Genomic DNA, 25,506 nt, shown 5'->3' with positions numbered 1-25,506 from the left:
GCGGAACGCTGTTTCTTTACTTCACGACGATTTTTTGCGTAGCCTCCACCTTGTACGGCAGATGGTTGCTGTAATTCAGCTCCACACGAATCTCATGCTCGCCCTTCGGCAGCTTTTTCAGCATGAACTCCGGATGGTAGATCATTCCTTTGGACTCGCCGTCCAGGTACAGATGAGCGTGGCCTTTGCCGAAAACCGGGGTTTGTGCCAGCTCGCCGTTTTCTTGCACGAACTCGAAGTTTTGCGTCAAAAGCGATACTTCCGCTGTCGTCCCTTCCACCTGAATGTCCATGTTCAGCGACGGCTTGGCTGCCCCTTCCGGCTGGCTCAGCGGAGCATTGGTGGAAGCCGGAACACTCGTGTCGCCCGGACGATAGGAGTCAGAGACGTGCAACGGATCTTTGACCAATAGCACGATTCCCGCCACCAAAACAACCAGGAAGACGATTCCGCCCAAAATGAGATTGCGCATACTGATAATAAAGACCTTCATGTCTCTACTCTCCCTTTCGCAAGTGCTTGCCACTTATTTGTACATGCATATGCGAGAGGAAAGAGAGGTAGAAGCAAAACTTGACTGGCCGTCAGCGATAATTGATAAATTGCACGTCGAGCGGCAAGTCTGCCTTGCGAATCGCAAGGATGACCTGCTGCAGCTCATCCTTGCTTTTTCCGGTCACGCGAATCTGATCGTCCTGTATGTGCGTCTTCACCTTCAGACCCGCATCCTTGATGATGTTGTTGATCTTTTTCGCGTTGTCCTTGTCGATGCCCTGCACCAGCTTTACCCGCTGACGCACGGTGCCGCCCGCAGCCGGCTCGATTTTTCCGTAATCCAGATTTTTGATCGGCACATTTCGCTTGACCAGCTTGCCCAGCAAAATATCCTTGACCTGACCGAGCTTGAAGTCGTCATCCGAGACGAGGACAAGCTCTTCTTTTTCCAGCGCGATGCTGCTCTTGCTCCCCTTGAAATCAAACCGGTTCTCGATTTCCTTCAACGCGGTCTGAATGGCGTTGTTCACTTCGGACAAGTCTACTTTGGACACGATATCAAACGAGCTTTCCTTGCTCATGCGCATTGCCTCCTTCGCTTTTGCCTGTTCGCTCTTTTCAGGCGTTGCCCTAGATCGCCCGAACCAGTCCCCCGTCCACGAGGAAGGACTGGCCCGTGACATAGCTGTTGGCTGGCGATGCCAAAAACGTCACCATGCGCGCAAACTCGTCGGGATGACCGTATCTGCCCACCGGGATTTGCTTTTCCCAATTTTGCCGGACTTCCGCCGCACTGACTCCCTGCGCATTGGCACTCAGTCCGTCCAGTTGCTGCACACGGTCTGTCTCGATCCGTCCCGGGCCGATCGTGTTGATGAGGATGCCATCCGGCCCCAGCTCAGCGGAAAGCGTTTTGGCCAGTCCGAGAATGCCCGTGCGAAACGTATTGGACAAAATCAGATTTTCCAGCGGCTGCTTGAACGAGGAGGAAGCGAAGTTGACAATTCGTCCGAACTGCTTGGCGCGCATATGCGGCAAAACAGCGCGGATGGCCCGGACGTAGCTCAACAGGTTCAGCTCAAAAGCGGAAATCCACTGTTCGTCTGTCAGTTGCTCGAACTTGCCGGTCGCAGGTCCGCCCGAGTTGTTGACCAGGATGTCGACGCCGCCGAAGTGGCGAACGGTTTCCTGCACGACTCGCTCGATGTCTCCCGGCTTGGTCACATCCACCTGGACAGCCAAGGGCGGCTGGCCCGCAGCCTGCTCAATCTCGCCCCGAACGGCTTCCAGCGCCTGCTCGTCCCTGCCGCAAATGGTGACATTGGCTCCCTCCTGCGCCAGGGAGAGCGCGGTCGCTTTGCCCAGCCCTTTTGACGATGCAAGCACGAGAGCGGTCCTGCCTTGCAAGTGAAGATCCATGTTCAAGACTCCTTTCGCAATTCGGTTTTAGTATGTACTTCCTTGCCTTCTATTCTACAGAACTTTCTGACGAACGAAAAGAAAGAGAAGGGGCAAACGCACACTCCCCTTCTCTTTTTCGCCGCTGCCTCTCGTTGTGCGGCGGTTGCCGTTTTTCGGTTGTATCGCCATGCGCGTCGCTAGCCGTACTGCTTGTTTGCGGCAACGCCGTTTATTTTTCTGCGAGAAGCTGTTCCATTTCATCCAGCAAGCCTTTGAACACGCTCAACGCTTCCGCGATAGGAGTCGGAGCTGTCATGTCCACGCCTGCCTTTTTCAACAGATTGAGCGGATAGTCGGAGCTGCCGCTCTTGAGGAATTGCAGGTAGCGTTCCACAGCCGGCTGGCCTTCCTCCAAAATCTGCTTGGACAAGGACGTAGCGGCCGAGAAGCCTGTGGCGTACTTGTAGACGTAGAAGTTGCGATAGAAGTGCGGGATCCGCGCCCACTCCAGATCCACCTCGTGGTCCACGACCATCTCCGGCCCGTGATAAGCGACATTCAGCTCGCGATAAATCGCGCTGAGCGAGTCTGCGGTCAGCGGCTCTCCCTGCTCCTCCTTCGCATGCACAATCTTTTCGAACTCGGCAAACATCGTTTGACGGAAAACCGTGCCGCGGAATTGCTCCAGGTAGTAGTTGATGACATACATCCGCTGTTTCTTGTCGGTTGTGGTCTGCAGCAGGTGATGCATCAGCAGCGCTTCGTTGAGCGTCGAAGCCACTTCGGCCACAAAAATTTTGTAGTCCGCGTACGTGTACGGCTGCGCCTGGTTAGAGTGGTAGCTGTGCAGGGCATGGCCCATCTCGTGCGCCAGCGTAAACATGTTGTTCAAGTTGTCCTGGTAGTTCATGAGCACGTACGGATGGGTCGTGTACGCCCCCCATGAATACGCCCCGCTCGTCTTTCCTTCGTTTTCGTGTACGTCGATCCAGCCATTGGAGAATCCTTCCGCAAGCACGCGTCCGTACTCCTCGCCGAGCGGCCGCAACGCTTCCTTGATCGTGGCCACCGCCTGGTCGTACGGGATTTTCATGTCGACCTCGGGCACGATCGGCACGTACAGATCGTACATGTGCAACTCCTCTACGCCAAGCAGCTTTTTGCGCAGGGCAATGTACCGATGCATGAGCGGCAGATGCTCGCGAATCGTCGCAATCAGATTGTCGTACACGGACAAGTCCACATTATCCGCGAAGAGCGCCGCATGCAGCGCGGACGGATATTTGCGCGTCCGGGCGTAAAAGACGTCTCCTTTGATCGCGGAGGTCAGCGCTGCCGCAATCGTATTGCGGAACTTGCCGTACGTGGCGTACAACGCCTGGAAGGCTTCCTTGCGCACGCGTCTGTCCTTGCTCTCCATGAACTGCGTGTAGCGCCCTTTGGTCAACTCTACCTCTTCGCCGTTTTCGTCCGTAATCATCGGAAACTTCATGTCGGCGTTGTTCAGCATGCCAAAAATTTTGGTCGGAGCAGAAGCCAGCTCGCTCATGTTCGCCAGGAGCGCCTCTTCCTCCGCAGAGAGCGTATGCGGCTTGAAGCGCGTAATCTCATCCAGCAAAATCCGGTAATGCGCGAGTCCTTCGGTTTCGTTGATCCACGTCTGTAGCTCTTCTGTCGGGATCGCCAAAATCTCCGGCTGTATGTAGGAGATTGCGCCGTATACTTGCGTGCTGAGGCTGGTGGCACGGTCGGTCAGCGCCTGGTAGGTGCTGTTTGCATTGTCCTCGTCGCGGCGCATACGCGCGTAGACGTACACGGTATCGAGTGTCTTCAGCAGCTCGTCCTGCAAGGTCAGCGCTGCAAGCAGTTGCTCCCCGGACTGCCCCAGTGTCCCTTTCAAGGCGGCAATCTGCTCGGTCAGCAGCTTCGCCTTCTGCACATCTTTTTCCCAGTCCGCGTCGGTTGCGTAAATATCCTCCAACCGCCACTTGTATTCTGCAGGGACGTCACTTCGCTTTGGCAATGTTTTGCTTTTGTTCACCGAATCACTCCCTCGTCTTATGCCCATCATGGTCAAATCATCCATATGTGATTATCCTACCGTATTATGCCATCTTGTTCAAATGATTCCCATGCGCTGACGGCCGCTTTTTCGCAGCAAAAAAAAAAAGCTGAGCTTCTCATGCAAAAAAGTCAGCTTTTTCCCACTCCCACATAGTGAAACCCGGCTTGCTTGACGATCTGGGCCGGCCACGCATTGCGTCCGTCCAGCAAGACGGGCTGGGCCATGCTTTCGTAGAGCTGTTCCCACGGAAGCTCTACGCACTGTTTCCATTCGGTAATCAAGAGCGCGGCATGGGCGCCTTGCACCGCCTCTTCGGCTGTCTTCGTGTACGAAACGTTCGGAAACTTCTGCCGCACCGCGTCCGCTGCGATCGGATCGTAGGCGTACACAGCGGCTCCTTTTTCCTCCAGTGCCTGGAGGATGGCCAGAGACGGCGCCTCGCGAATGTCGTCCGTATCCGGTTTGAACGCCAATCCCAGTACCGCGATCCGCTTGCCGCGACAGTCCGGGACGAATGGTTGCAGCTGCTCCAAAAACCAGACAGGCTGTGTGGCGTTGACCGTGCGCACTTGCTCCAAAATGCCGAGCGAGATGCCGTTTTGGGCAGCGAGCTGCAAGAGCGCAATCGTGTCTTTGGGAAAGCAGGAACCGCCGTAGCCGACGCCTGCCCGCAAAAACTCCGGCCCGATCCGGCTGTCCAGCCCCATGCCGTTTGCAATCGTGACGATATCTGTGCCCAGTGCCGCACTCAGCCGCGACAGCTCATTCATGAAAGAAATGCGCGTCGCCAAAAAGGCGTTGGAGGCGTATTTAATCAGTTCGGCGTTCGCCCGGGTCGTGACCACGCGCGGAGCGTCCACCGCTTTGTACAGTTCCTCCACGACCTCGCTCGTTCCCGGGTCGCCTGCTCCAATGACAATCCGCGACGGCGCAAGCGCATCTGCCAGCGCACTCCCCTCCCGCAAAAACTCCGGATTGGACGCGACCGTCAGCTCCGGGCAGCCGCTGAGCAGCTCGGCTACCTGGTCCCCCGTCCCGACTGGCACCGTGCTTTTGATGACGACGATACGCCTTTTGGGAGCAGCCTGCTGCATTCCTTCGATCGCCGCTACGGCACTGTACACATAGCGCAAATCGGCCGTTCCGTCAGCCGCCTCCGGAGTACCGACGCAAACAAAGAAAACGTCCGCGTCCTGCGCTTCCGCAAGCTTCGTGGTAAACGACAAGGCGCCGCTGTTCAGCACCTGGTTCAGCGCCCCCTCCACTCCAGGCTCGTAGATGGGCGAAATGCCTTGCCTCAGCTTGACAATTTTTGCTTCGTCCAGATCGACGCCGATCACCTGATGGCCGTTCATGGCCAGCGAGACAGCAGTAGTCAACCCGACGTAGCCGGTACCGATCACGGCAACTTTCATCCTTTCACCTCATCCTTTTTTCATCACACGCAAATAAAGCTCTTCCAGCTTGAGACGCTGCTTATGAATGTCGTGCTGATTCTCCACCTTCATCCGGGCGCGCGCCGTCATTTCCGGCCATTCATGAACAGAAGCCAGCGCGTGGTTAATCATCCTGCCGAGCTTCGTCGGGGAACGCTCCGGGACGAGATAGCCGGACTCTCCGTGCTCCACCAGTTCGGGAATGCCTGCATGATACGTCGAAACCACGGGCCTGCCGGACGCCATCGCTTCCATCAGCACGTTCGGGATTCCTTCCTGGTCGCCGTTTTTCGCCGTTTTGCACGCAATGACAAACAGATGGCATCGCGCCAGTTCGCGCTGCACCGCCTGATGCGGCAAAGCGCCCTTGAAGACGATCTGCCTGCCCAGCTTGTATTGGGCCACCAGCTTTCGCAGCTTTTTCTTTTCCTCGCCGTCGCCCACGATAATCAGCTTGGCCTTCGGATGCTTTTGGTGCACCTGCGCGAACGCCTTGATTAACGTATCCATGCCTTTCTTCTCCGTCAAACGGCCAACGCTGAGCAAACGGTACTCGCCATCCTGGACCGGCTGCGGCGGCAGCATCGGAAATTTGCGCAAATCAATGCCGGAGCGAATCAGCGTGATTTTGTCACCTGGGCAGCCCAGACGGATCAGCCGCTTTTTCATGTGATGGCTGACGACGGTAAACGCCTTGCCATAGCGAAACAGTCGCTTCAACGAGCGGCGATAGCCCGGATTTTCCCGCACGCGCTTGGTCGCGTCAAAGCCGTGAAACGAAGTAATCAAAGGCAAGCCCGCTTTTTTGGCGTAGGGAAGCAGCTCCAGACCTGCCGGACCAAATCGCGCATGCAAACAGGCGATCCTGTTTCGTTTCAGCCATCCGGAAAGGCCCGCCATGCTTTTGCGCACATGAACCGGCGCGTACGGAAACTGTTTGCGGTTGAACGGTCGCTGTCTGGTCAGGACGACCGGTCGGACTCTCTGATGCCCAAGCAATTGCTCGTAAATGAAGGTTTCGCTTCTGGGCAGGAATTTTCTCCGATAGACGAGGACCCGATGCATGCAACTGGCCTCCTATTTTCGAGTTTTAGCTTCGCGACTGCAAACGCATATCCGCCAACTGCCGGCGAAGCCCCTCTTCCAGGGAAACTTGCGGACGATAGCCCAGGCGTCGTTCCGCCAGCCGAATGTCCGCACACGTGCGCAGCGAGTCGCCTGCCGGGCCGGGCTGAAAACTGATGTTCGGCGAGAGATTCAAGAGCGTGCCCATGATGTTCAGCACGTCAATCAATTTGACTTCACGATTTCCACCTATATTGAATATCTCCCCCGGTGCAGCGTGGCGCCCCGCCAATAGGTTGGCCTCTACGGCGTCCGTTACGTAGGTAAAGTCTCGCGATTGCTGCCCATCTCCGTAAACGACGACGGGATCTCCCTTCATCATTTGCCGGAAAAAGCGGTGAAAAGCCATGTCTGGTCGTTGTCTCGGGCCGTACACGGTAAAATAGCGCAGCATCGTAATCGGCAGCCCGTACGCTTTGACGTAGACGGAGCATACCTGCTCCATCGCTTCCTTCGTGACGCCATACGGTGATACGGGACGCAGCGGAGCGGATTCGTCCGTCAGCGTCCCTTGCATCGTGCCGTACACAGAAGAGGAAGAAGAGACGACGATGACAGGCGGCTTTGGCCTTTGCATGCACGCCTCCAGAAGCAGCTGGGTCGCCAAAATATTGTGACTGACATACTCGGCGAATGCCTTGCCCCAGCTGTTCCGCACCCCGGGCAGCGCAGCCAGGTGATAGACCACATCCACTCCGTCCAGCCAGTCTTTCCACCGCTCTGCCTGCAGCATGGTGGAATGAAAAGTAAAAGCGGTATGGCTTCCGATCTCTGCGAGATTGCGGAGCTTGGCAGCAACATCGTAGTTATCGACAAACCCGTCGATGCCGATCACTGTCACCCCGTCATTTAGCAAGCGCTGGGTCAAATGAGACCCGATAAAACCAGCACAACCGGTGACAAGTGCTTTTGTCATCGCTTCCGCCGCCTCACTTTCTTCAACCGTCTAATGACGAGATAGCCATCCTTGTAGCCGTAGACCGCTTTGTATTTGTTTCCCCAGCGCTTGAGGTAGTATTTGAACGTTTTTTTCCGCAAATGATTGCGTCTTCGCTTCATCTTGTCGTCGGTCAACTGCCCTTTGTGCTTCGTCCGGTTGTACAGCTTGCGATTGATGAACCGGACGCGGTATTTTTCAATGAGCCGCAAAATGATGCGGCGATCCTCCATGATTCTGCCTTCGTATTTGTCGGAGGTGTCCCATCCTCCCACCTCGCGTAGCGCCTCAACCCGATAGCAGCGCGGCGCCACCATCCAGCGGTTGTACTTCAAAAATTCATATTTGTTGCGAAAATGTTTGTGCTTGACGAGAAACGGATTGTAGTATTTCCCGCGCCGCACTCGCCAGATTTTCACGTTGCCGTAGTAGAGCGCGGTATTTTTTTTGCTTTTGCGAATGTACTTTTTCAAGACAGCCAGTGTCCGTTTGGGCAGCCAATCGTCCGAATCCAGCTGCAAAAGGTACGGCGTGTCGACCATCGACAGGGCCTGGTTCATCACTTTTCCGATGCCGGAGTTTTGCTCCATCCGGTAGTACATGATGTTCGGATGATACAGATACTTTTCGACCTTCTTCCTCGTGTTGTCGGTCGAGGCATCGTCGATGATTAACAGCTTCCAGTCTTTCGTCGTCTGCTGCAAGACACTGTTGATCGCTTTGCGAATGAATTTGGCGCGATTGTACGTCGGGATGACCACGGTAAAGGTTGGATTCATCTGTCCTCCCTCTTCACAGCTGGGATGCGAATCGATGACTTGTCGCTTAAAATGAAGACGCCGCTCGCATTGGCTGACTGCCCTGTCAATTGAGACGACCTTCCGAATACACTGTCCGTGACACTCCAGGCGACGTCCATGAGCGAGCTGTTTTCCAGCAAAATGCTGTTTTCAATATGCGTACAATTTTTTAGATGCACGCCATTTTGAATCGAAACATACGGCCCCAGCCGACAGTTTTCAATGTGACAGTCTTCCCCAATCACCACAGGCCCGACAATCTCGCAGTTGGTGACAACGGACCTTCTCCCGATCTGATGCGTCTGGCCCAACTCTTTTGTCAGCATCCAGCGGTTGGCCTCCAGCCAGCGATCAATGGTTCCCACATCGGAATACTTGCCGCTCGTAATGGCATGCGCAATATGAAAGCCGCGATCAATCATCGACTGGATCGCATCCGTGATTTCATATTCACCGCGGGCGGATGGCTGCAGTGTAGCAATCGACTCAAAAATGGGTGGGGTAAACAGGTATGCGCCAATGACAGCCAGATTGCTCTTTGGCTGACGAGGTTTTTCTTGCACGGAGACCAGACGCCCTTCCTGTACTTCGGCGATCCCATAATCCTGTGGTCTCTCCACTTCACTTAGCATCACAGCACCGTCGGATTTTTCACAGGTAAACGCACGCATTAGCCCGTGCAGCGAATCCATCAACAAGTTGTCACCAAGCAACAGGATAAACGGTTCGTCTTGCAAGAACGGTTGCGCTAAATGGACAGCATGTGCGATTCCAAGCGGCACCTCCTGCTCGATAAACGTAATGGTAGCCCCAAATTGACTACCATTGCCTACTAAGCGAGGAATCTGCACTTGGGATGGGTGGATGACGATGCCGATGTCATGAACACCCACATCACGCAATTTGCTGATGCAGTAGTGTAATACCGGATGATTGGCCACAGGGAGGAGGGTTTTTGGTTGCGAATAGGAAAAGGGGTGCAGTCGCGTACCACGTCCAGCACACAAGATTAACCCTTTCACAAGTATCACTCCCCAGTTGTGCTCTGCGATACTTATAAGGTATGCGCCTCGTGATATCTGGACAGGGCAGGCGTCCACTTGCCACAAAGAAAGGGCAATCACCCAGCGGCTGCACAAGCGCTCAGCCTGTTTTCAGGAGCGACTGCTTTTCTTTCGGACGTTTTCCCACCGCACTCGCCAACACGTGCAAATAGCCTTGGGCCGTCGCGTACCAGGAGAATTGCTTGGCTCGAAGCAAGGCCTGTTTGCCCATTTCCGTGCGGATGTGCGGCGTGCTCCAGAGCAGCTCCCAAATCGCCGGCAGTTCCTGTTCCCAGTCTTTGGGCGGCAGCAAGAACCCGCTGCCCTGATGCGTGACAACCTCCTTGACCCCGCCCCGCGTTGTGGAAATGACAGGCTTGCCGGATGCCATGGCCTCCAGGTTGACGCGGCAAAACGCTTCCTTCCATATAGAAGGGGTCGCCACGATATCGCCAATCTGGTAATAGAGCGGCATCTGCGCACTGGGCACAAAATTGACGAAGCGTACCTTGTCGCCAAGCGGCTTCGCCAGTCTTTTCAGCTCCCGCACGTACGGATTCAGGCGATTGCTCCCGTAACCGGTTCCGCCGACGATGACCAGCCGCGCCCGCGGATCTTGCTTGCTGATCTTGTGAAACGCTTTGATGAGAAGATGAACGCCTTTTCCCCGCATGAGCCTTCCCGCATAAAACAGGACACGGTCATCCGGGGCAAGGCCGATCTGTTTGCGCAGCTTTTTGATCGTATAGTGCAGCTTCGCCACCTGATACGGCGATACATCCACCCCGAGATGAACGGCATGAATCTTGTGCGGGGGGATTTTGCACGACTTGATAAAATGCTGGCGCAAAAACTCGCTGTTCGTGATAAATCCGGAAGACAGCCGGACGACACGCTTCATTTTTGCTTTGCTAATCATGGCAGGAGAACCATAGACGTGCGAATGCATGTTGACGAAAACCGGAATGTGCGGAAAATGCTTTTTCAGCTGCAAGACGTATATCGGCCGATTTTCCACGAGAATGACATCCGGTTTATGCTTGCGAATATGCTTGATGATCTTGCGCAAATAAGGCGTCGGACCATCGTACGAGAAGCGAATGAACTCCCGGTTGTCCTCCACGGACGACTTGGGGTAGGTCGCACAGCGCCGGGTGTAGATCGTCACTTTGTGCTCGGGATCGATCATCTTCGTCACTTCGTCGATGTCGTGCTCCACCGAGCTGCCTTTGACGGGTGGCACAGAGAATGGCCCCGGGCTAATTATGGCGATGTTCATTACGCTCGCTCTCCCACTCCTTTTTCAAGGAAAGAACCACCTGATACAGATATTGCCTTTCTTTGGCCTGCTCTTCTTCGGCTTTTTTCCACCGTTTTTCCCAGGCGGCAAGCGACTCCTTCAAAGCGGCAACCTCTTCTTCCAGCTTCTCCAGCTGCGCGGTGGTGACCACGTCGGTTTCTCTCATGATAATCTCGAATTTCGGTTCCAGCACCAGCTCCTGCCCCTCTGCGGGCTGCGCGCAAGCGGTCTTTTCCGTCGCTGTCGCTTTTTCCACCTCCTGTCCTTTTTCACCAGGCTTCACAATCGAGATGCGCTCCACCGCTTCATCGACCACAAAATGGCCAGAAAAGACTCCTGGCGTGACCCAATGCGGCAGATCCCATTTTTTGCGTTTTTCCATCAGTCTTCCCTCCTGCAACGTACTTCTACGTAATATGCTATGACAAACGCGGAAAATGGGTACGCGTACAAAGGTGACAGACAATAGAAAAAACCGCTTTGATAGCTGGCATCAAAGCGGTTGTCGAAAGTCCTTGGATTGGGTTTGTCTGCGGAAGTTCAGGCTGTACAGCCGGGCCTGCTCGACCGTGGTAATTTGCTGTTTTTGCCACTCCAGAAGAATGCGGTCGATATAGCGAATGTGCAGCTTGCCGACGGTTGCGGCTTCGCGCAAGGCTGTCAAAATCAGCTCTTCCTCATAACCGTCCTGCTCTGTCCACATGTGGATGCTCTCCAGTTCAAACGGAGACAGGGGCCGGCCAAAAGCTTGTTCAAACCGGGAATAAAGCCCCACCGGCTCGGAGTCCACGGTGACTGCTGTCTCCTGGAACGTCTCCAACATCCGGGGATCGGGCTGCTGCTCGCGCCAGGTCTGGTACAGTTTTTTGTACAACGGGGTCAGATTGTACTGCTCATGGCGCAGCCCCGTATGCGGGTCGATAAACTCGTCGATGCGGATCCAGTCTTCCTTCAAGAGCTTTTGCAGCGATTGGATCAATCGCATGCTGGACATGGACATGCGTTCCTCCAGCTCGGTCAAGGTCGGAAAACGATTCCCTTCCTGCTGAAAAGAAAGCAGATGAATGAGCAGCATCATTTCGTCGTCTGCCAAGGACATTCGTTTGTACATCTTCAGAAGAAGGTTGGAGACGGATGTTGCACCTTCTTGCAACAACTGCAATATGTGGGAATCCATAACGCATGTTCACCTCTGGGTTGGAGTAACTTGGAGTCACAAAGAAAGGGCGTCCATACGCGCCGCCCTTCACGCCCTACAATAGGAACACCCTGCTGCCCTCTCGCAACAGGGTGTATGGGAATGCCGAAAAAGTACCTTACGGATAGAGGCGATAGAGCATGCGCGGGAATGGAATCGTTTCGCGCACGTGATCCAGCCCGCAAATCCAGGCAATCGTCCGCTCAAGGCCCAGTCCGAAACCGGAGTGAGGAACGGAACCGTATTTGCGCAGATCCATGTACCAGCGATACGCTTCCTCGGACAGCTCATGCTCGGCAAAGCGCTTCGCCAACAGCTCCGGATCGTCGATGCGCTGGCTGCCGCCGATGATCTCCCCGTAGCCTTCCGGCGCGATCATGTCCGCACACAGCACCACTTCCGGACGCTCCGGATCGGGCTTCATGTAGAATGCCTTGATCTCGGTCGGATAGTGTGTGATGAACACCGGCTTGTCGAAGTGGTCGGCGATCAGCGTCTCGTCTGGCGCACCGAAGTCGTCGCCCCACTTGATCTCGCTGCCTTTTTCCTGCAACAGCTTGATCGCATCATCATAGGTGATGCGCGGGAAGGAGCCCGTTACGTTTTGCAGCTTGGTCGTATCGCGCTCCAGCGTTTTCAGCTCCTGCTGGCAGTTTTTCAGGACGGATTGCACGATGTGGGACACAAACGCTTCTTGAATGCGCAAGTTTTCCTCATGGTCGACAAACGCCATCTCCGGCTCGATCATCCAAAATTCGATCAGGTGACGACGGGTTTTCGATTTTTCCGCACGGAAGGTCGGACCAAACGAGAATACGCGGCCCAATGCCATTGCGGCAGCTTCCATGTACAACTGGCCGGATTGGGACAGATAGGCGTCTTCATCAAAATATTTGGTATGGAACAGGTTCGTTGTTCCTTCTGCCGAAGTCGGCGTCAGGATAGGCGGGTCTACTTTCACGAAGCCATTTTCGTGGAAAAATTCATAGACAGCGCGAATCACTTCAGAGCGAACCGCCATGACAGCACGCTGACGCGGAGTGCGCAACCACAGATGGCGGTGATCCATCAGGAAGTCGACGCCGTGCTCCTTCAGCGAGATCGGGTATTCCTGGGCAATCTGAATGATCTCCACGCCTGTTACCGTCAGCTCGAAGCCGCTTGGAGCGCGGTCATCTGCGCGAACGACACCGGTTATGTATAAAGAGCTTTCCTGGGTCAGTCGGGACGCTTTTTCCCATACGTCTTCCGCTACTTCTGCTTTTACTACCACGCCCTGGATGAAGCCGGACCCGTCGCGAAGCTGCAGAAACTGAATCTTGCCGCTGCTGCGCTTGTTGTACAGCCAACATCCAATGCGCACTTCTTGTCCAACATGCTGCCCTACCCGGGCAATCGTCGTCAACATCGAATTGTTCCCTCCATTTACCATGCCACACAACAGACTATGTACACCCCATCATTATACTATTGGGGGAAGGCAAATTCAATGAAAGACTCCCTTTCAGATGATGACCATAATATAATTATGTAAACAAAAGGCAGCGGAGATCGGCTGGTGCGTTCGCCAGCGACTCCCCTGCTTTTGCCCTTGCGCTAGGTGTTCCCGTCGTCTGTGTCGCCAGCCGCTTCGGCGCCGAATTCGTCGTCTTCCGCTCCTTGCTCTTCATCCGCCTCGTAGTCGCCCTCTTCCCAGTCTTCCTCCAGAACGTCCTCCTCGTACAGATGCATCGGCAGCCCATGAAGCTCGTCGTGGACAGGCTCGCCTTTTTCTCCGATCGCGATCCACTGTAGCACGCCGCTGTCTTCCTGTCCGGTCTCGTGACGAAAAACCGTCAGCACGGCCGAGGTGCGTTTCGTGTACTTCAAGGCAGCAGACACCCCTGCCTGATTGGTCATTGCCACCAGACAATAGTGCGTATCGGCATAAGGCAGCGGCAGACGTACCGTGACATCTGCGATCTGGCTTTTTGCCGGGATGCGGAATGGGACAAAGCCGAATTGCTGCAACGTCATCCCCCGGTGTCGATGGGTCTCTACGGCCCGAAAAGCCAGCTTCTCCTGCGTAACCGACTGATCGGAAAGATGGTTCGTCCCAATCGCTCTCGATGCGATTTTCGCTCCCGTGACCGCATGATCGGCCAGCTTTTCTGCGGTTACCGCGCCCTTGTGCAGATGCTGAGTCCGAATTGCATCGTCTTGCAGATGGTGACGGCCCACGACACGATCGCTCAGGTGCTGTCCTTCAATCGAACGCTGCGCCAGTTTTTCCGCGCAAACAGCCCCGGCCGCCAGGTGCCTCGTGCGGACGCTTTCTTCGATCAGGTGCTGCTCCCCCACGCTTCTGTTCGCCAATTGATCGTGCGTGACAGCTTGATCCGCGATTTTTCCTGTCGTGACCTGCTGCTCCCCGATTTTTCGCGCAGTGACCACCCCCTCCTGCAAGTGGCTCGTCTGGATGCTGCCAGCCTGGATGTGCATACTACCGATAGAAGCTCTGGCTACTTTGTCCGACGTGACGCTTGCATGCTCCAAATGCTCGGTCAAGACGGCATACGGACCGATTTTATCGCGGGTGATCGACTCCGGCTGCAAATGCTGGCTGTAGATGGTGTGAAAGGCGATATGCCGCCCGGTCACGCAACCAGGCGCAATCTGTCTGCCGTCCACGCTGCTTTCCGCTAGATGATGAGGCAAAATGGCTCCTTCGCGAATATGCTGGGACCCGACTGCCTCCTGCTTTAGCTTGCTTGCCGTCACGCTCTTGTCCGCGAGCTTGCTGCTGTCCACCGCATCATCCTGCAACAAGGCTGTCTCAATCGAACCCGGCTTGATCTTGGAGGAATCAACGGCATGATCGGCGATTTTCTCCGTGGTGACGGACTGATCTGCCAAGTCATCGGTGTCGACTGGCACGTGCACCCGGTCGCTCTTGCGCTCTTTGATGATTTTGGAAAACGTCGTCTGATTGGAGGACACGCCCTGCTTGGGCATTTTTTGCAGCGGCAGTTGCACGGGATTTCTGGGTGCATGAGCGCCAGGCTTTCCGCTGCTGATGGGTTCGCTCTCCAACAGCTCCAACTCCAGCTCCAGGTCGTCGATCCAGTCGCGCTGCACCGTAGAAGACGTCTGCATCAGCGGAATTTCATGCAACGTCTGCCGGAATGTTTTGCCCAGGCCTTTGCCCGGTTTTTTTCGGTTCCCATTCGCCATAGAGTCTCCTTGCCTCCTGATGTCATTCCTGTCTTATTTTGTAACATATTCACCCTCTAGGCATTTGGCACCGCACCGCGAAATTTGTTTCCCCGATAAAAAAACCTGCCAGCCCAACAAAATGATGGGCCGACAGGTTCGGGCAACGAATCGCCAGGCGATTACGATACAGCGGCTTCCTGTCTCGTCTGGGACAGAAGCGCGCGGAATGCGTCTCCTTGCAAAACTTCCGCTTCCAAAAGCGTGTCAAGACCTGACTGGAATACAGTATCATACTGTCGGAGCAGTCTGCGCGTATCCTCCAACAGCCGGGAAAGCAGACGCTCCACTTCGTCATGAATCCGGTTTTTGTCGACGTACTGCAAATGAACGATACCAAGCTCCGACATCCCGCTCGTCACGATTTCCTGCGCCATTCCCAGCGCCTGCTCAAAATCGTTTTTGGAGCCGGTGCTGCGTCCGCCGTAGTAGATTTCTTCCGCGACCGCTCCGGCCAGACTGACCATAATCTGTTTTTCCAACGCCTCTTTGGTGTACAGATAACGATCTTCCATCGGATTTTGCCGGACGTAGCCGAGCGCTTGCCCGCGCGGAGTCAGTGTGACCTGCGAGACAGAGCCTGGCCGCACGACTTCGCTTACGATCGCGTGACCCAGCTCATGCAGGGCAACCCGTTTCTTCTCTTCCTCGGAAGCCTGACGATCGACTTTTTCTCCGAGCATGACCTTGTCTACGGCATAGGCAAAATGCTTCGCCATGATTTTGTCGCTTTTGTCGCGCATGGCGTAAATGGCCGCCTCGTTCGCGACGCTTTCCAGTTGGGCACCGGAGAAGCCAAACGTCTCTTGCGCCACTTTTTCCAGGACGACATCTGCGCCGAGCGGCTTGTTCGCCGTATGAATGGTCAAAATCTGCTCGCGCGCTGGCTTGTCAGGCAAATCCACGGTAATGTGACGGTCAAAACGGCCCGGGCGAAGCAATGCCGGGTCGAGCATGTCTTTGCGGTTCGTCGCGGCCATCACCAAAATGCGCGGCTTGTCGCTCGTCGCAACTCCGTCCATCTCGGTCAAAAGCTGGTTCAAGGTTTGGTCGTACTCCCGCTGCTGCTGACCATCCCTTTTTCCGCCGACGACATCAATCTCGTCGATGAAAATAATCGCGCTGTCCTGGCCATTTTTCTCCGCCATCGTCCTCGCTTCTTTAAACAGTTCGCGCACGCGCTGCGCCCCGACCCCTACGTACATCTCTACGAACTGGGAGCCGGACGCCGCCACAAACGCGGAGTTCGTGTAGTTCGCTGCGGCTTTGGCCATCAGCGTTTTCCCTGTTCCCGGAGGCCCGGTCAGCAGCACGCCTTTGATCGGGCGAATGCCGTACTGCTCGATCTTGTCTTTGTACACGAGAAAATCAAGCGATTCCTTCAACTCTTTTTTGGCGCGCTCCTGTCCGCCGATATCGGCAAACTGCACGTCCGACTTCGGGATTTCGTGCTTGCTCTGCTTTCTTTTTCCGCCGAGCGCGACATTGCCCCCCTGTCCGTTTTGCTGACGAATGACAAGGAAGTAAATCGCCCCCAGCACAGCGGCGAACAGCAAAAATGGCGTGATGTTCACCCCGAGAAACACGAGAAATATCATCACGGCAAAACCGACGCCGATCAGCAGCTCTTTACCCACGTGCCGTCACCTCTTTTGCCTCGGAACGGGGAAGGATGGCGAAGAAATCCTCCGTTCCTTTTTTCAAGTAAACGTAGACGTTGGCATCATCCATCAAGGCGGTCGCTTCATCCAGCTGGTTCGTGTTTTTCCACTCCTCGACCAGCGAAGGGATGCGGCTGTATTGACGCAGCTCCATCGCTTCCGTGAAAACAAACTGGCCGCGTTCCCAAATATCCGTCATCGTTTCCGACTGATTCGCCACCGCAATCGTCACCTGCTTGTTGCCGGCGATCTTTTCCGCCTGGGAAACAAGGCTGCGGTACTCGGCTGGAAACTCCTCCGGATGGGTCACTTTCAAATCTATTTGAATGCTGTCTTTGCTCACATGGAAATCGTGTAACGTGGCTGATTGCATCTGACCAATTTCTGCGCGGATTGGCTCCTCGATCTCCATCTTCTGATACAAGAACCATCCTCCGAACAGGAGAGCTAGTGTCGCCAGCAAGGACAATCCGATCGCACTCTTTTTCAACTGCACGGCTACTCCCCCCCATTGCGTTCTCTCTTGTCAACAATGCCAGTATATCACATGGGTATATCAATTTTTTATACAGATGTTGGGTGGCATGCCAAACAGGCCTTTTCCCTGTGGAAAAGACCTGTCCTCCGTCCTCTGTTCTGTTTTGTTCGGAAGCGATTATGTGGGCGACAGTACGTAAGAAGCGAGCAAAGCTCCGCTGAACAAGTCATAGTGCAAGTAGCGGTAGCGGCCATTGGCGTCTTTTAGGGTGACTTCCCAAAATTTCTTGTCCTTTTCCAGCCCAGGGACGATATGGGTAATCACGGATTGCGGAAACGCCTTGCTTACTGCTTCCTCGACATTTTTGCGCGGTACGGCGAGATCCATTCGATCAAATGTGACTTTTTCCGCCGTCATCCAGGCGACAACCGGCGTACCGGCTTGGTTTTTGCCGATGACGACGGCGTAGCTCTCCGTCCCGCGATATTCGTCGATGGACTCGATTTCTGCAATCGTGGTCCGCGTCTGCACCCATTCGCGGACCGTCGTCTCGAATTGCTTGCGCTCCCCCGCTACGGAAGCCGTCAGATGATACGTCATTCCCGTGCCTGTCACCAAAAGCACGATGATCGCTCCCACAATGATTCTCACTAGCACGTTCCCGTTAACTCCTTTATACGGTTGACATTACAAACGGAAGCGAAGCTGGTCCTGTTGGACGCCAGCTGCCGTCCTGATTTGCATTTCCAGCTCCAGTTGGCGAAGCGTGCCTGTATCCGGCTCATACCACAGCTGATACTCGATGCGCATCCCTTTCGCTAGCTCCGGCGTGATGTCCGCGATCGGAAAAGACGGCCCCAGCCATTTCGCCACAAGCGACGTCACTTTTTCCGGCGGCACGATAAGCCGATAACCGCTCCAATTGCTGCCCGACGTATCGGCGATAGTCTCAGGCGAGACGGACGGCAGCACACTCTTCAGCAGCACGGCATGTTCATACGGTGTAAACAAAGCGTAGGGCAGGGCGGCATGGTCCTGCACCTGTCCGTCTATGCGTACGGAAACCGGCTGTTCGCGACTACGGCTGATGGCCAGCCTGCGCCCCCCGATTTCCCCATCCAGTTGAAACTCCTCGCGCACGTAGCGCCCGCTCAATGCCTGATCGTGCATGGAAACGAGAAAGGCACGCTCCCCATCCTGTGTCAGTTGCTCCAGCAGCTGCGATACCGAATCCGGCTCCAGCCTGGCTGCGGACGCCCTGTCGTTTCCAGTCCCAGCCGAATAGCCCCCTTTTCCTGCCAAACCGAGCGCCATCCCGAGGCAGAACAGTCCGAGAAAGATCGGGAATAGCCACCACAGCTGTTTGGGCCGGATGTACATCTGGCGTTCCCCCTGTCCCATTTTTGTCTCTAGCCTATGCTATACGGGAAGGTTTTAGAACGACACGGAAAAGTTGCTAATCATAGCTGGCGGCGGCTCGGTCATACTACTGTTACACCCGCAAGGAGGTGAGCGCGTGAAGTCACCGCAACAAAACGCATCTCCTGACATACTTGGGTTTTTGCTACAGGAATACCGCGTCTCCTGGGCTGGATTGTCATCTCCATTGCGTCAACTGTCGCACACACCCACACTGCATTTTCGCCATCATCCCCTGACAGAGCTGTGGCGAAAATGAGCACGGCACGATGTAGTACCCATATTCCCCTACCTACACCTACACTCCCTTACTCCTGTCCCACACCAGACAGGAGCCTTTTACCGTTTCAACTGCTGGAACACGCGGTTTGCTTCGTAAATCGCACGCTCTTCGTCGATTGTGAGCAGCTTGTGGTTGCGCATCAAAAATTTTCCTGCCACAATCGTATCTTTGACGTCACGGCCATTGGCGGCGTAGACGACATGGGAAATCGGCTCATGGGCCGGGTGGAAATGAGCTTGATGGCTGTCGAGAACGATCAGGTCAGCCTGTTTGCCTACCTCGATGCTGCCGAGCGTATCGGCCTGGAATACGCCGTCTGCGCCGTAGCGTGTCGCCATGCGCAGCGCTTGCTCGGCCGGCACCGCAACCGGATCGTTGTTTACGCCTTTGTGCAAAATCGCCGCGAGCTTCAGTTCTTCAAACAGGTTGAGGTTGTTGTTGCTCGCCGAGCTGTCCGTGCCAAGCGAGACGCTCACGCCTTTTGCCAGCATTTTCGGCACAGGCGCAACACCGCTCGCCAGCTTCAGGTTGCTCACGACGTTATGGGAAACTTTCACTTGATAGTTTGCCAAAATGTCAATCTCTTCATCCGTCAAATGTACGGCGTGCGCAACCAGCGTCGGACGCTTGAACATGCCGAGCTTCTCCAGGTGAGCGACCGGACGCAGCCCGTAGTCTTTCTCGTTTTGCCCGACTTCCCAGGCCGTCTCGGACATATGGATGTGCAGCGGCAAAGACAGCTCGTCCGCTTTTTCGATGATTTGCGTGATGAATTCCGGCGAGCACGTATACGGAGCATGCGGCGCCATCATGACGGTGATGCGGCCATCCGCCTGATTGTGCCATTCTTTGGCAAACGCAGTCGCGTCGCGGAGCTTGGCTTGTCGCTCTTCTTCGGAGCACAGGCCGATCATGCCCCGGCAGAGGCGAGCGCGCATGCCGGACGCTTCTACCGCTTTGGCTACCTCATCCATGTGATCGTACATATCCACGAACGTCGTGGTCCCCGTGCGGATCATCTCGATCAACGACAGCTGGGTTCCCCATTTGACGGAGTCGGCCGTAAATTGCGCTTCCAGCGGCCACATTTTTTCTTCCAGCCACTGCTGTAGCGGCAAATCGTCCGCATAGCCGCGCAGAAGCGACATGCCCGCGTGTCCGTGCGTATTGATCAGACCCGGCAGAATGAAGTCGCCTTTTTGGTCGATGACTTCATCGTAGCCGGCGTCGGAAAGATCTTCCGGCGTCGGTCCTACATACGTGATCTTGTCGCCCTCGAAGGCGACCGCTCCATCGTGGATCACTTCATTCTGGTCGTTGACGGTAATCACTGTTGCATGGATGAGGATGGTCTTTTTCATGGTTACACTCCATTCTTACGTTAAGTAATAGGCCAGGCTCTGCAAATTGGATGTCACATCCGCATAGTGAATGCGCACATCTTTGTTTGCGCGAATTGTCGTAGGAGCAAAATTCAAAATTCCCTTGATACCCGCTTGAGTCAACTGATCACATACGGATTGCGCAGCCGACGCTGGGACGGTAATAATCGCCAGCTTGATTTCTTTCTCGGCGATCGTATCCGCCAGCTCGTGCAACGGCTGGATCGGGATGCCCGCCACGACTTTTCCCAGCTTGCCGGGATCATTGTCAAAAATGGCCGCAATCCGCATGTTATCTTTCAAATAAGCGTTGTAATTGCTGATCGCATGCCCCAAATGGCCGGCTCCTACCAGCGCGACGCGAACTTCCTCTGTCAGCTTCAAAATTTGACGTATTTTTTCTACCAGGTAATTGACGTCGTAGCCAATCCCCTTTTTCCCGAAATCGCCAAAGGTAGCCAGATCTTTTCGGATTTGGGCTGGATTCACATCCAGATTTTTGCCCATTTGCTGGGAGGAAACAGTGGTCACCCCGTTTTGCTGCAAATAGCTGAGGTAACGCAGATAAATCGGCAAACGGCGGACGACCGCTTCCGAAATTTTTTCGTGTTTTGCCACGTTCGGTCTTCCCCCTATTTCTTTTGCTTGTCACTTCCTGCAAATGGTCGTCCACGCGACGAGCAGCAGCCAGGCCCGCTTTTTTCCATAACCATTATTTTATCACCGAAATCCTCGCTAGACTATGGCTTCCTGTCAGGAATCTGACAAAGATTGCCTGCTAAGAAATGGGGCAATCCGCTCGCGCAGTGTCGGCCAGGAGCCGGTTTCCACCTGGAACGGCGGGAGGGACTGCAAAAACGAACGGCCGTAACGCGATTCGACGACACGCGTATCGAATACGACCACGACGCCGCGATCCAGATGATGACGGATCAAGCGCCCGACCCCTTGCTTGAACAAAAGGACAGCCTGCGGAAGCGATAGCGACATGAACGCGTTTTTTCCCTCTGCCTTGAGCGATTCGGCCCGTCCCTGGTAGACAGGGTGATTCGGCGGCGCAAACGGCAGCCGCACGATGACCAGACTGCTCAGCCACTCGCCCTGAATGTCCACGCCTTCCCAAAAGCTGCTTGTTCCGAGCAGCACGCTCCTCTCCAACGTCTGGAACAAGCGTACCAGCTTGCTGCGATTGTTGCTGTCAATGCCGTGTCCAAACAGCGTATACGGCTCCGCTTCCTCGGCCAGCCGCTCCTTCATGGCCTGGTACACCAGCCGCAGCATGGAGTGCGAGGTGAACAGGATCAAGGTTCTGCCCTTCGACGCGACGACGACATCGACACACCCCTGGACAATCGCATCGAGGTACGCCTGGTCGCTGTCTTTGCCCGGCGACGGAAAATCGGACGGAATCAGCAAAAGCCCCTGTTCCTCGTACCGGAACGGAGATGGCAGCGCCAGCGTGCGCACCCGTTCGGCGGGAAGCTTGTCCAGTCCAAAGCGGTTCATGACGTAAGAGAAGCTGTTTTTCACGGTCAAGGTCGCGGAAGTCATGATTAGGCTTCGCTTTTGCGAAAAAAGCGGCTCGGCGAGCGAATCCGCCACGTTCAGCAAGGCCGCCGATAAATGCACCTGTTTGCGGTTCGAACGCGACTCGACTTCCATCCAGTAGACGTATTCGTCGTCTTGATCGAGCAAAAAGAAATGCATCAGCTCCATCACCTGCTGCCACTCCTTCACCAGCCCGAACAAATCGGTCTGCAGGCTGCGGAGGGAAAAAGGCGGCTTCTCCTCCTGAGGGACGATCCTCAGTATTTGCTCCAGCACCACAGCGAACGCCGTCATCTGCTCCAGCAGCTTTTTCGTCACCTTGCGGATTTTCTCATGCTTTCCGGTGAAGGAGGCTTCGCGGTAGCGCACCGTTTCCCGGCCGGCATCCGTCGTCTCTTCTGCGCGATCCGCTGCCCATGCAAACAGAAGCTGCGTCCATTGCTGCGCTTTTTCTCGCATGGAAAGAGACAGCTTTTTGCATTCACCGAGGGGAGCAGACAGCTCCTGGGTAACGCCGGGCTGCCAGCTTTCCAGTTCCGCTGCGAAGCGTGCAATCGGACCGTCTTCCTCCGCAGAAGCGCGATCGAGCAAAAACAGCACGTGGGTGGTCGTCAGCTGCTTGCCCAAATGCTGGGTAGCGGCATCCTCCAGATGATGCGCCTCGTCGATGATCGCGACCTCGTAGGGCGGCAAAATCCGGTTCTCCGCTTGCAGGTCGCTAAGGAACAGGGCGTGGTTGACAATCAGGACATCCGCTTCCTTTGCCCGCTCTTTCGCCTGGAAGTAGTAGCAGCGGCTAAACCACGGACAGGCGCGGTTCAGGCACGAGCTGGTGTCGCTTTTTACTTGTTGCCACAAAAGCTGTCCGCTCGGCGGCATGCTCAGCTCCTCCACATCGCCTGTCTCGGTCTGGGTCAACCAGATGAGCAGTTGTCCCTTCGCCAGCCTCATCTCCTGGCTGCTGCCCTCCACCGGCTCTTCCAGCGCCTGTTCGAGCTTGCGCAGGCACAAGTAGTTGCCCCTGCCCTTGAGCGTGGCAGCCGTAAAGGAAAACGGCAGCGACTCCTGCAAAATCGCAATCTCCTTGTGAAGCAGCTGCTCCTGTAGCTGGATCGTGTTCGTACTGACCACCAGCTGTTCCCGATTCTGATGCGCCCAAATGATGCCTGGCAGCAAGTATGCCAGCGACTTGCCCGTGCCCGTGCCTGCCTCCACCAGAAGATGCACGCCATCTTGCATCGCATCAAAAACAGCATGCATCATCGCTTCCTGGGCTTCCCGCCGCTGGAAGCCGCTCATGCTCGCCTGCATCTGTCCCTTGTCGTCCATGAGCTTCTCCAGTTGCTCGCCGAATGCCTTTGCCCAAAGGAGCTCGTTTTGGGGACGCTGGAAGCTCACTTTGCCCTTTTCCTTGCGCGCTTTTAAGGCCAACTGGCGATAGACGTCCCACAGTTGCGTCTTTCCCTCTGCGGGCTTGGCCCCAAGCACGGGCAGCTCCGCGAGCTTTTCCATCTCCACGTGCCGCAAAAGAACGCTGATGTCCGAGCGAAACGACGAAACCAACATGTGCAGCCGTTGAATGGTCACAAGCGGCAATTGCTGCAAAATCTCGAGCAAATGCAAAAACACCTTGGCCGTTGCCAGCGCGTCACTGTCCGCCTGATGGGGATGGTCGTGCTCGATCCCAAGCTCGGACGCCAACTCGCTGAGCCGGTAGCTGTTCTGCATGGGCAAAAGCAAGCGGGACAGCTCCACCGTGTCGAGTACGTAGCCGTCAAACGCATAATAGCCCTGGCTCAGCAGGGCTTCTTGTAAAAATTGGAGATCAAAGCTGGCATGATGGGCAACAAACACCCGTCCATCCATTATTCGCAAGAAAGCAGGAAATATCTCTTCCAACGTCGGGGCATCGGCCACCATCTCGTTGGTAATTCCCGTTAGCTGGGTAATAAAAGGGGGGATGTCCTGTCCGGGATGAACCAGCGTCGAGAAGCATTCGGTAATCTGACCGTCGTCGATGGCCACAGCGCCGATCTGAATAATGCTGTCTCCCTGCTGCGGATGGCTCCCCGTCGTTTCAAAATCTACTACAACGAATCGATTCAAGCGTTGTCACCTCGTAACCTGGGCGGAACCTGTCATCCGCACTCCTTCCCATTCGGCAACGAAGGGGAATATTCCTGCTTTCGACCTCGATTACGGCTGCACAAGCTCGCCCTGGGCCGCTTGCCCGCCGAGTTTGCTTGCGCATACCTGCAAATACAGAGGAATTTCGCGAAACTGGTCGGCGTGCGGCAACGTCCGCTGAAAATACTGCTCTGCCATCCGCCAGTTTTCCTCGATCATCGCCAGTCTGCCCAAATGAAAATACCCCAGGGAACGGAGGTACGGGTCTGCATCGTCCAGAAACCGCTTGGCCAGCCGCTTTGCTTCTCGCGTCTCGCCCACTTTTTCGAAAACAGCAATCATCCCCGACTGGCCGAGACGATTTTCGCTGTCTTTTTCCAGCATGTGGCGAAACGCTGCGATCGCCGCCGGAATGTTGCCGTCAAACAATTGAATCCAACCGTAGCTGAATACGAAGTCGTCCTGCCCGGGAGCCAGGCTGATCGCTTTTTTCAGCAAGGTCAACGCCCGTTTGCTGCCGGCGATCAACCAGGTGTTCCACGCCAGTCCGTGCCACACCCAGCCTTCCTTTGGCAGCCGCTCGGCCAAAAAGTGATAGCAGACCTGTGCCCTGTGATAGTGGCCCGCCGCTTCATATAAATGCGCCATTTCCTGCAACGTCGCGCTGTCAAGCTCGCGATGCGGCAAGGACAGGCTGGAAGGCGGGGCGAGCTCCGCCGTCTCGTCCATCCGAAACAACAAATGGGCGGCGCGAAGCCAGAGCAGCTGCGCTTCCCAATCATGCTCGTGTTTATCCAGATAGCCTTCGATTTCATCCAGCGCTTCCTGGGCATCGCCATCCATCAAGTAGCAAAGCGCGAGATTGTACCTGGCTTCTTCCTGGTCCGGCTTGGTCTCCAACGAGGTTTTGAAGGCTTGCGCCGCTTCCAGCCATTGCGTTTCCTCAGCGAGTATGCAGCCGATCGCGTTGTAGCTGATCGCAACGACGGTCGGAGAGCTTGCCGATTTGGCCAGCAGGCGGAACTCGCGAAACGCCATTTCCCTGTCGTCGCAAAACAGCAAGCTGTAGGCGTAATACAGCCGACCGTTCTCCCAGTCCGGGGACCCCTCCACCAGCTGGGCGAAGCATTGTTTGGCGTCCTGAAACATGCGCAGATGGTAAAACCCTTCTCCGCGGCGAAAGACCGGCTCATACGCATGCATCTCTTCTGGAAGCTTGCCTTGCTTGGCCTCGCTGTCCGCTCCTGTAGCAGCCTGCTTGCCGGCATCTTTCTGGACGAGCGCTTCCCCTGCTTTGTTCACGGTCGATTCGGCCTTTTCCTCTTGCGATACGGCCGGTAGCTGCCCCTCGATTTGCTTGATGTGGCGGATGGCATTGGACAGCTTTTCCTCAAACTGCAGCCACAGATCTACGACCGTATCGCTGACCTGACGCAAGTAAAACAATTGGTCGGCCAGCTGAAGCCGTTCCTCGTCCGAGGCTTCCTTCCACCGCTCTTCAATGCTCTGTGCTTTCGTACGCAGCGTCTGGAACCAGTCTTCGATTTTCACGTGAA

The 25,506-nt window shown here is 55.4% G+C and carries 22 protein-coding genes; all 22 read right to left on the bottom strand.

The genetic code is table 11. The features are described from left to right. Nucleotides 1-16: 16 nt before the first annotated feature. The 22 genes from ACTHO6_RS03360 to ACTHO6_RS03255 all read right to left on the bottom strand — a co-directional run bounded on the left by ACTHO6_RS03360 (nt 17) and on the right by ACTHO6_RS03255 (nt 25,501). Nucleotides 17-493: a hypothetical protein gene (locus tag ACTHO6_RS03360; protein WP_440239328.1), complete on the bottom strand. Its 477-nt coding sequence runs from the start codon at nt 491-493 to the stop codon at nt 17-19. A gap of 91 nt (nt 494-584) precedes the next feature. Further along, complete coding sequence (locus ACTHO6_RS03355; RefSeq protein WP_440239326.1) at nt 585-1,076, bottom strand: YajQ family cyclic di-GMP-binding protein; 492 nt, start codon at nt 1,074-1,076, stop codon at nt 585-587. A 49-nt stretch (nt 1,077-1,125) separates the two neighbouring features. Next, nucleotides 1,126-1,914 (bottom strand): SDR family oxidoreductase, encoded by a 789-nt coding sequence (locus tag ACTHO6_RS03350; protein ID WP_440239324.1) that lies wholly within the window; start codon nt 1,912-1,914, stop codon nt 1,126-1,128. 211 nt (nt 1,915-2,125) lie between these two features. Next, entirely contained in the window at nt 2,126-3,982 is a 1,857-nt protein-coding gene (gene pepF, locus ACTHO6_RS03345; RefSeq protein WP_440239322.1) for an oligoendopeptidase F, read from the bottom strand. Nucleotides 3,983-4,089: 107 nt separating this feature from the next. Continuing rightward, on the bottom strand, nt 4,090-5,376 hold the full coding sequence (locus tag ACTHO6_RS03340) for a UDP-glucose dehydrogenase family protein (protein ID WP_440239320.1): 1,287 nt from the start codon (nt 5,374-5,376) through the stop codon (nt 4,090-4,092). A gap of 9 nt (nt 5,377-5,385) precedes the next feature. Continuing rightward, the gene (locus ACTHO6_RS03335) at nt 5,386-6,462 is read right to left on the bottom strand and encodes a glycosyltransferase (protein ID WP_440239318.1); all 1,077 of its coding nucleotides are present in this window, start codon (nt 6,460-6,462) and stop codon (nt 5,386-5,388) included. Between the two features lie 25 nt (nt 6,463-6,487). Continuing rightward, nucleotides 6,488-7,438 carry an NAD-dependent epimerase/dehydratase family protein gene (locus ACTHO6_RS03330; RefSeq protein WP_440239316.1) on the bottom strand — a complete coding sequence of 317 codons (951 nt, stop codon included), beginning with the start codon at nt 7,436-7,438 and terminating at the stop codon, nt 6,488-6,490. Continuing rightward, complete coding sequence (locus ACTHO6_RS03325) at nt 7,435-8,238, bottom strand: glycosyltransferase family 2 protein (RefSeq protein WP_440239314.1); 804 nt, start codon at nt 8,236-8,238, stop codon at nt 7,435-7,437. The genes ACTHO6_RS03330 and ACTHO6_RS03325 overlap by 4 nt, the downstream gene beginning before the upstream one ends. Further along, on the bottom strand, nt 8,235-9,281 hold the full coding sequence (locus tag ACTHO6_RS03320; RefSeq protein WP_440239312.1) for a glucose-1-phosphate thymidylyltransferase: 1,047 nt from the start codon (nt 9,279-9,281) through the stop codon (nt 8,235-8,237). The genes ACTHO6_RS03325 and ACTHO6_RS03320 overlap by 4 nt, the downstream gene beginning before the upstream one ends. Nucleotides 9,282-9,402: 121 nt before the next feature. Then, on the bottom strand, nt 9,403-10,581 hold the full coding sequence (locus ACTHO6_RS03315) for a glycosyltransferase family 4 protein (protein WP_440239310.1): 1,179 nt from the start codon (nt 10,579-10,581) through the stop codon (nt 9,403-9,405). Continuing rightward, entirely contained in the window at nt 10,562-10,984 is a 423-nt protein-coding gene (locus ACTHO6_RS03310) for a hypothetical protein (protein ID WP_440239308.1), read from the bottom strand. Before ACTHO6_RS03310 ends, ACTHO6_RS03315 begins: the two co-directional genes overlap by 20 nt. Before the next feature lie 111 nt (nt 10,985-11,095). Next, nucleotides 11,096-11,779 carry a DnaD domain-containing protein gene (locus tag ACTHO6_RS03305; protein WP_440239306.1) on the bottom strand — a complete coding sequence of 228 codons (684 nt, stop codon included), beginning with the start codon at nt 11,777-11,779 and terminating at the stop codon, nt 11,096-11,098. A 139-nt stretch (nt 11,780-11,918) separates the two neighbouring features. Next, nucleotides 11,919-13,208, bottom strand: coding sequence for an asparagine--tRNA ligase (gene asnS / locus ACTHO6_RS03300; protein WP_440239304.1), 1,290 nt, complete (start codon nt 13,206-13,208; stop codon nt 11,919-11,921). A 188-nt stretch (nt 13,209-13,396) separates the two neighbouring features. Next, the gene (locus tag ACTHO6_RS03295; RefSeq protein ID WP_440239302.1) at nt 13,397-15,013 is read right to left on the bottom strand and encodes a WIAG-tail domain; all 1,617 of its coding nucleotides are present in this window, start codon (nt 15,011-15,013) and stop codon (nt 13,397-13,399) included. A gap of 161 nt (nt 15,014-15,174) precedes the next feature. After that, on the bottom strand, nt 15,175-16,689 hold the full coding sequence (locus ACTHO6_RS03290) for an AAA family ATPase (protein ID WP_440239300.1): 1,515 nt from the start codon (nt 16,687-16,689) through the stop codon (nt 15,175-15,177). Beyond that, nucleotides 16,682-17,209 (bottom strand): hypothetical protein, encoded by a 528-nt coding sequence (locus tag ACTHO6_RS03285; RefSeq protein WP_440239298.1) that lies wholly within the window; start codon nt 17,207-17,209, stop codon nt 16,682-16,684. The genes ACTHO6_RS03290 and ACTHO6_RS03285 overlap by 8 nt, the downstream gene beginning before the upstream one ends. 159 nt (nt 17,210-17,368) lie before the next feature. Next, nucleotides 17,369-17,848, bottom strand: coding sequence for a cell wall elongation regulator TseB-like domain-containing protein (locus ACTHO6_RS03280; RefSeq protein WP_440239296.1), 480 nt, complete (start codon nt 17,846-17,848; stop codon nt 17,369-17,371). Between the two features lie 30 nt (nt 17,849-17,878). Further along, nucleotides 17,879-18,571 carry a hypothetical protein gene (locus tag ACTHO6_RS03275; RefSeq protein WP_440239294.1) on the bottom strand — a complete coding sequence of 231 codons (693 nt, stop codon included), beginning with the start codon at nt 18,569-18,571 and terminating at the stop codon, nt 17,879-17,881. Nucleotides 18,572-18,949: 378 nt separating this feature from the next. After that, nucleotides 18,950-20,254: an amidohydrolase gene (locus ACTHO6_RS03270; RefSeq protein WP_440239292.1), complete on the bottom strand. Its 1,305-nt coding sequence runs from the start codon at nt 20,252-20,254 to the stop codon at nt 18,950-18,952. Nucleotides 20,255-20,269: 15 nt separating this feature from the next. Beyond that, the gene (locus ACTHO6_RS03265; RefSeq protein WP_440239290.1) at nt 20,270-20,893 is read right to left on the bottom strand and encodes a redox-sensing transcriptional repressor Rex; all 624 of its coding nucleotides are present in this window, start codon (nt 20,891-20,893) and stop codon (nt 20,270-20,272) included. Between the two features lie 135 nt (nt 20,894-21,028). Beyond that, on the bottom strand, nt 21,029-23,929 hold the full coding sequence (dinG, locus tag ACTHO6_RS03260) for an ATP-dependent DNA helicase DinG (RefSeq protein ID WP_440239288.1): 2,901 nt from the start codon (nt 23,927-23,929) through the stop codon (nt 21,029-21,031). A 90-nt stretch (nt 23,930-24,019) separates the two neighbouring features. Next, entirely contained in the window at nt 24,020-25,501 is a 1,482-nt protein-coding gene (locus ACTHO6_RS03255; protein WP_440239286.1) for a tetratricopeptide repeat protein, read from the bottom strand. Nucleotides 25,502-25,506 lie beyond the last annotated feature (5 nt).

The sequence above is a fragment of the Brevibacillus sp. SAFN-007a genome (genome assembly GCF_051967035.1).
Taxonomy (GTDB): domain Bacteria; phylum Bacillota; class Bacilli; order Brevibacillales; family Brevibacillaceae; genus Brevibacillus.
The sequence above is the reverse complement of the archived record's forward strand: the minus strand, read 5'-3'. Positions and strand labels throughout refer to the sequence as shown.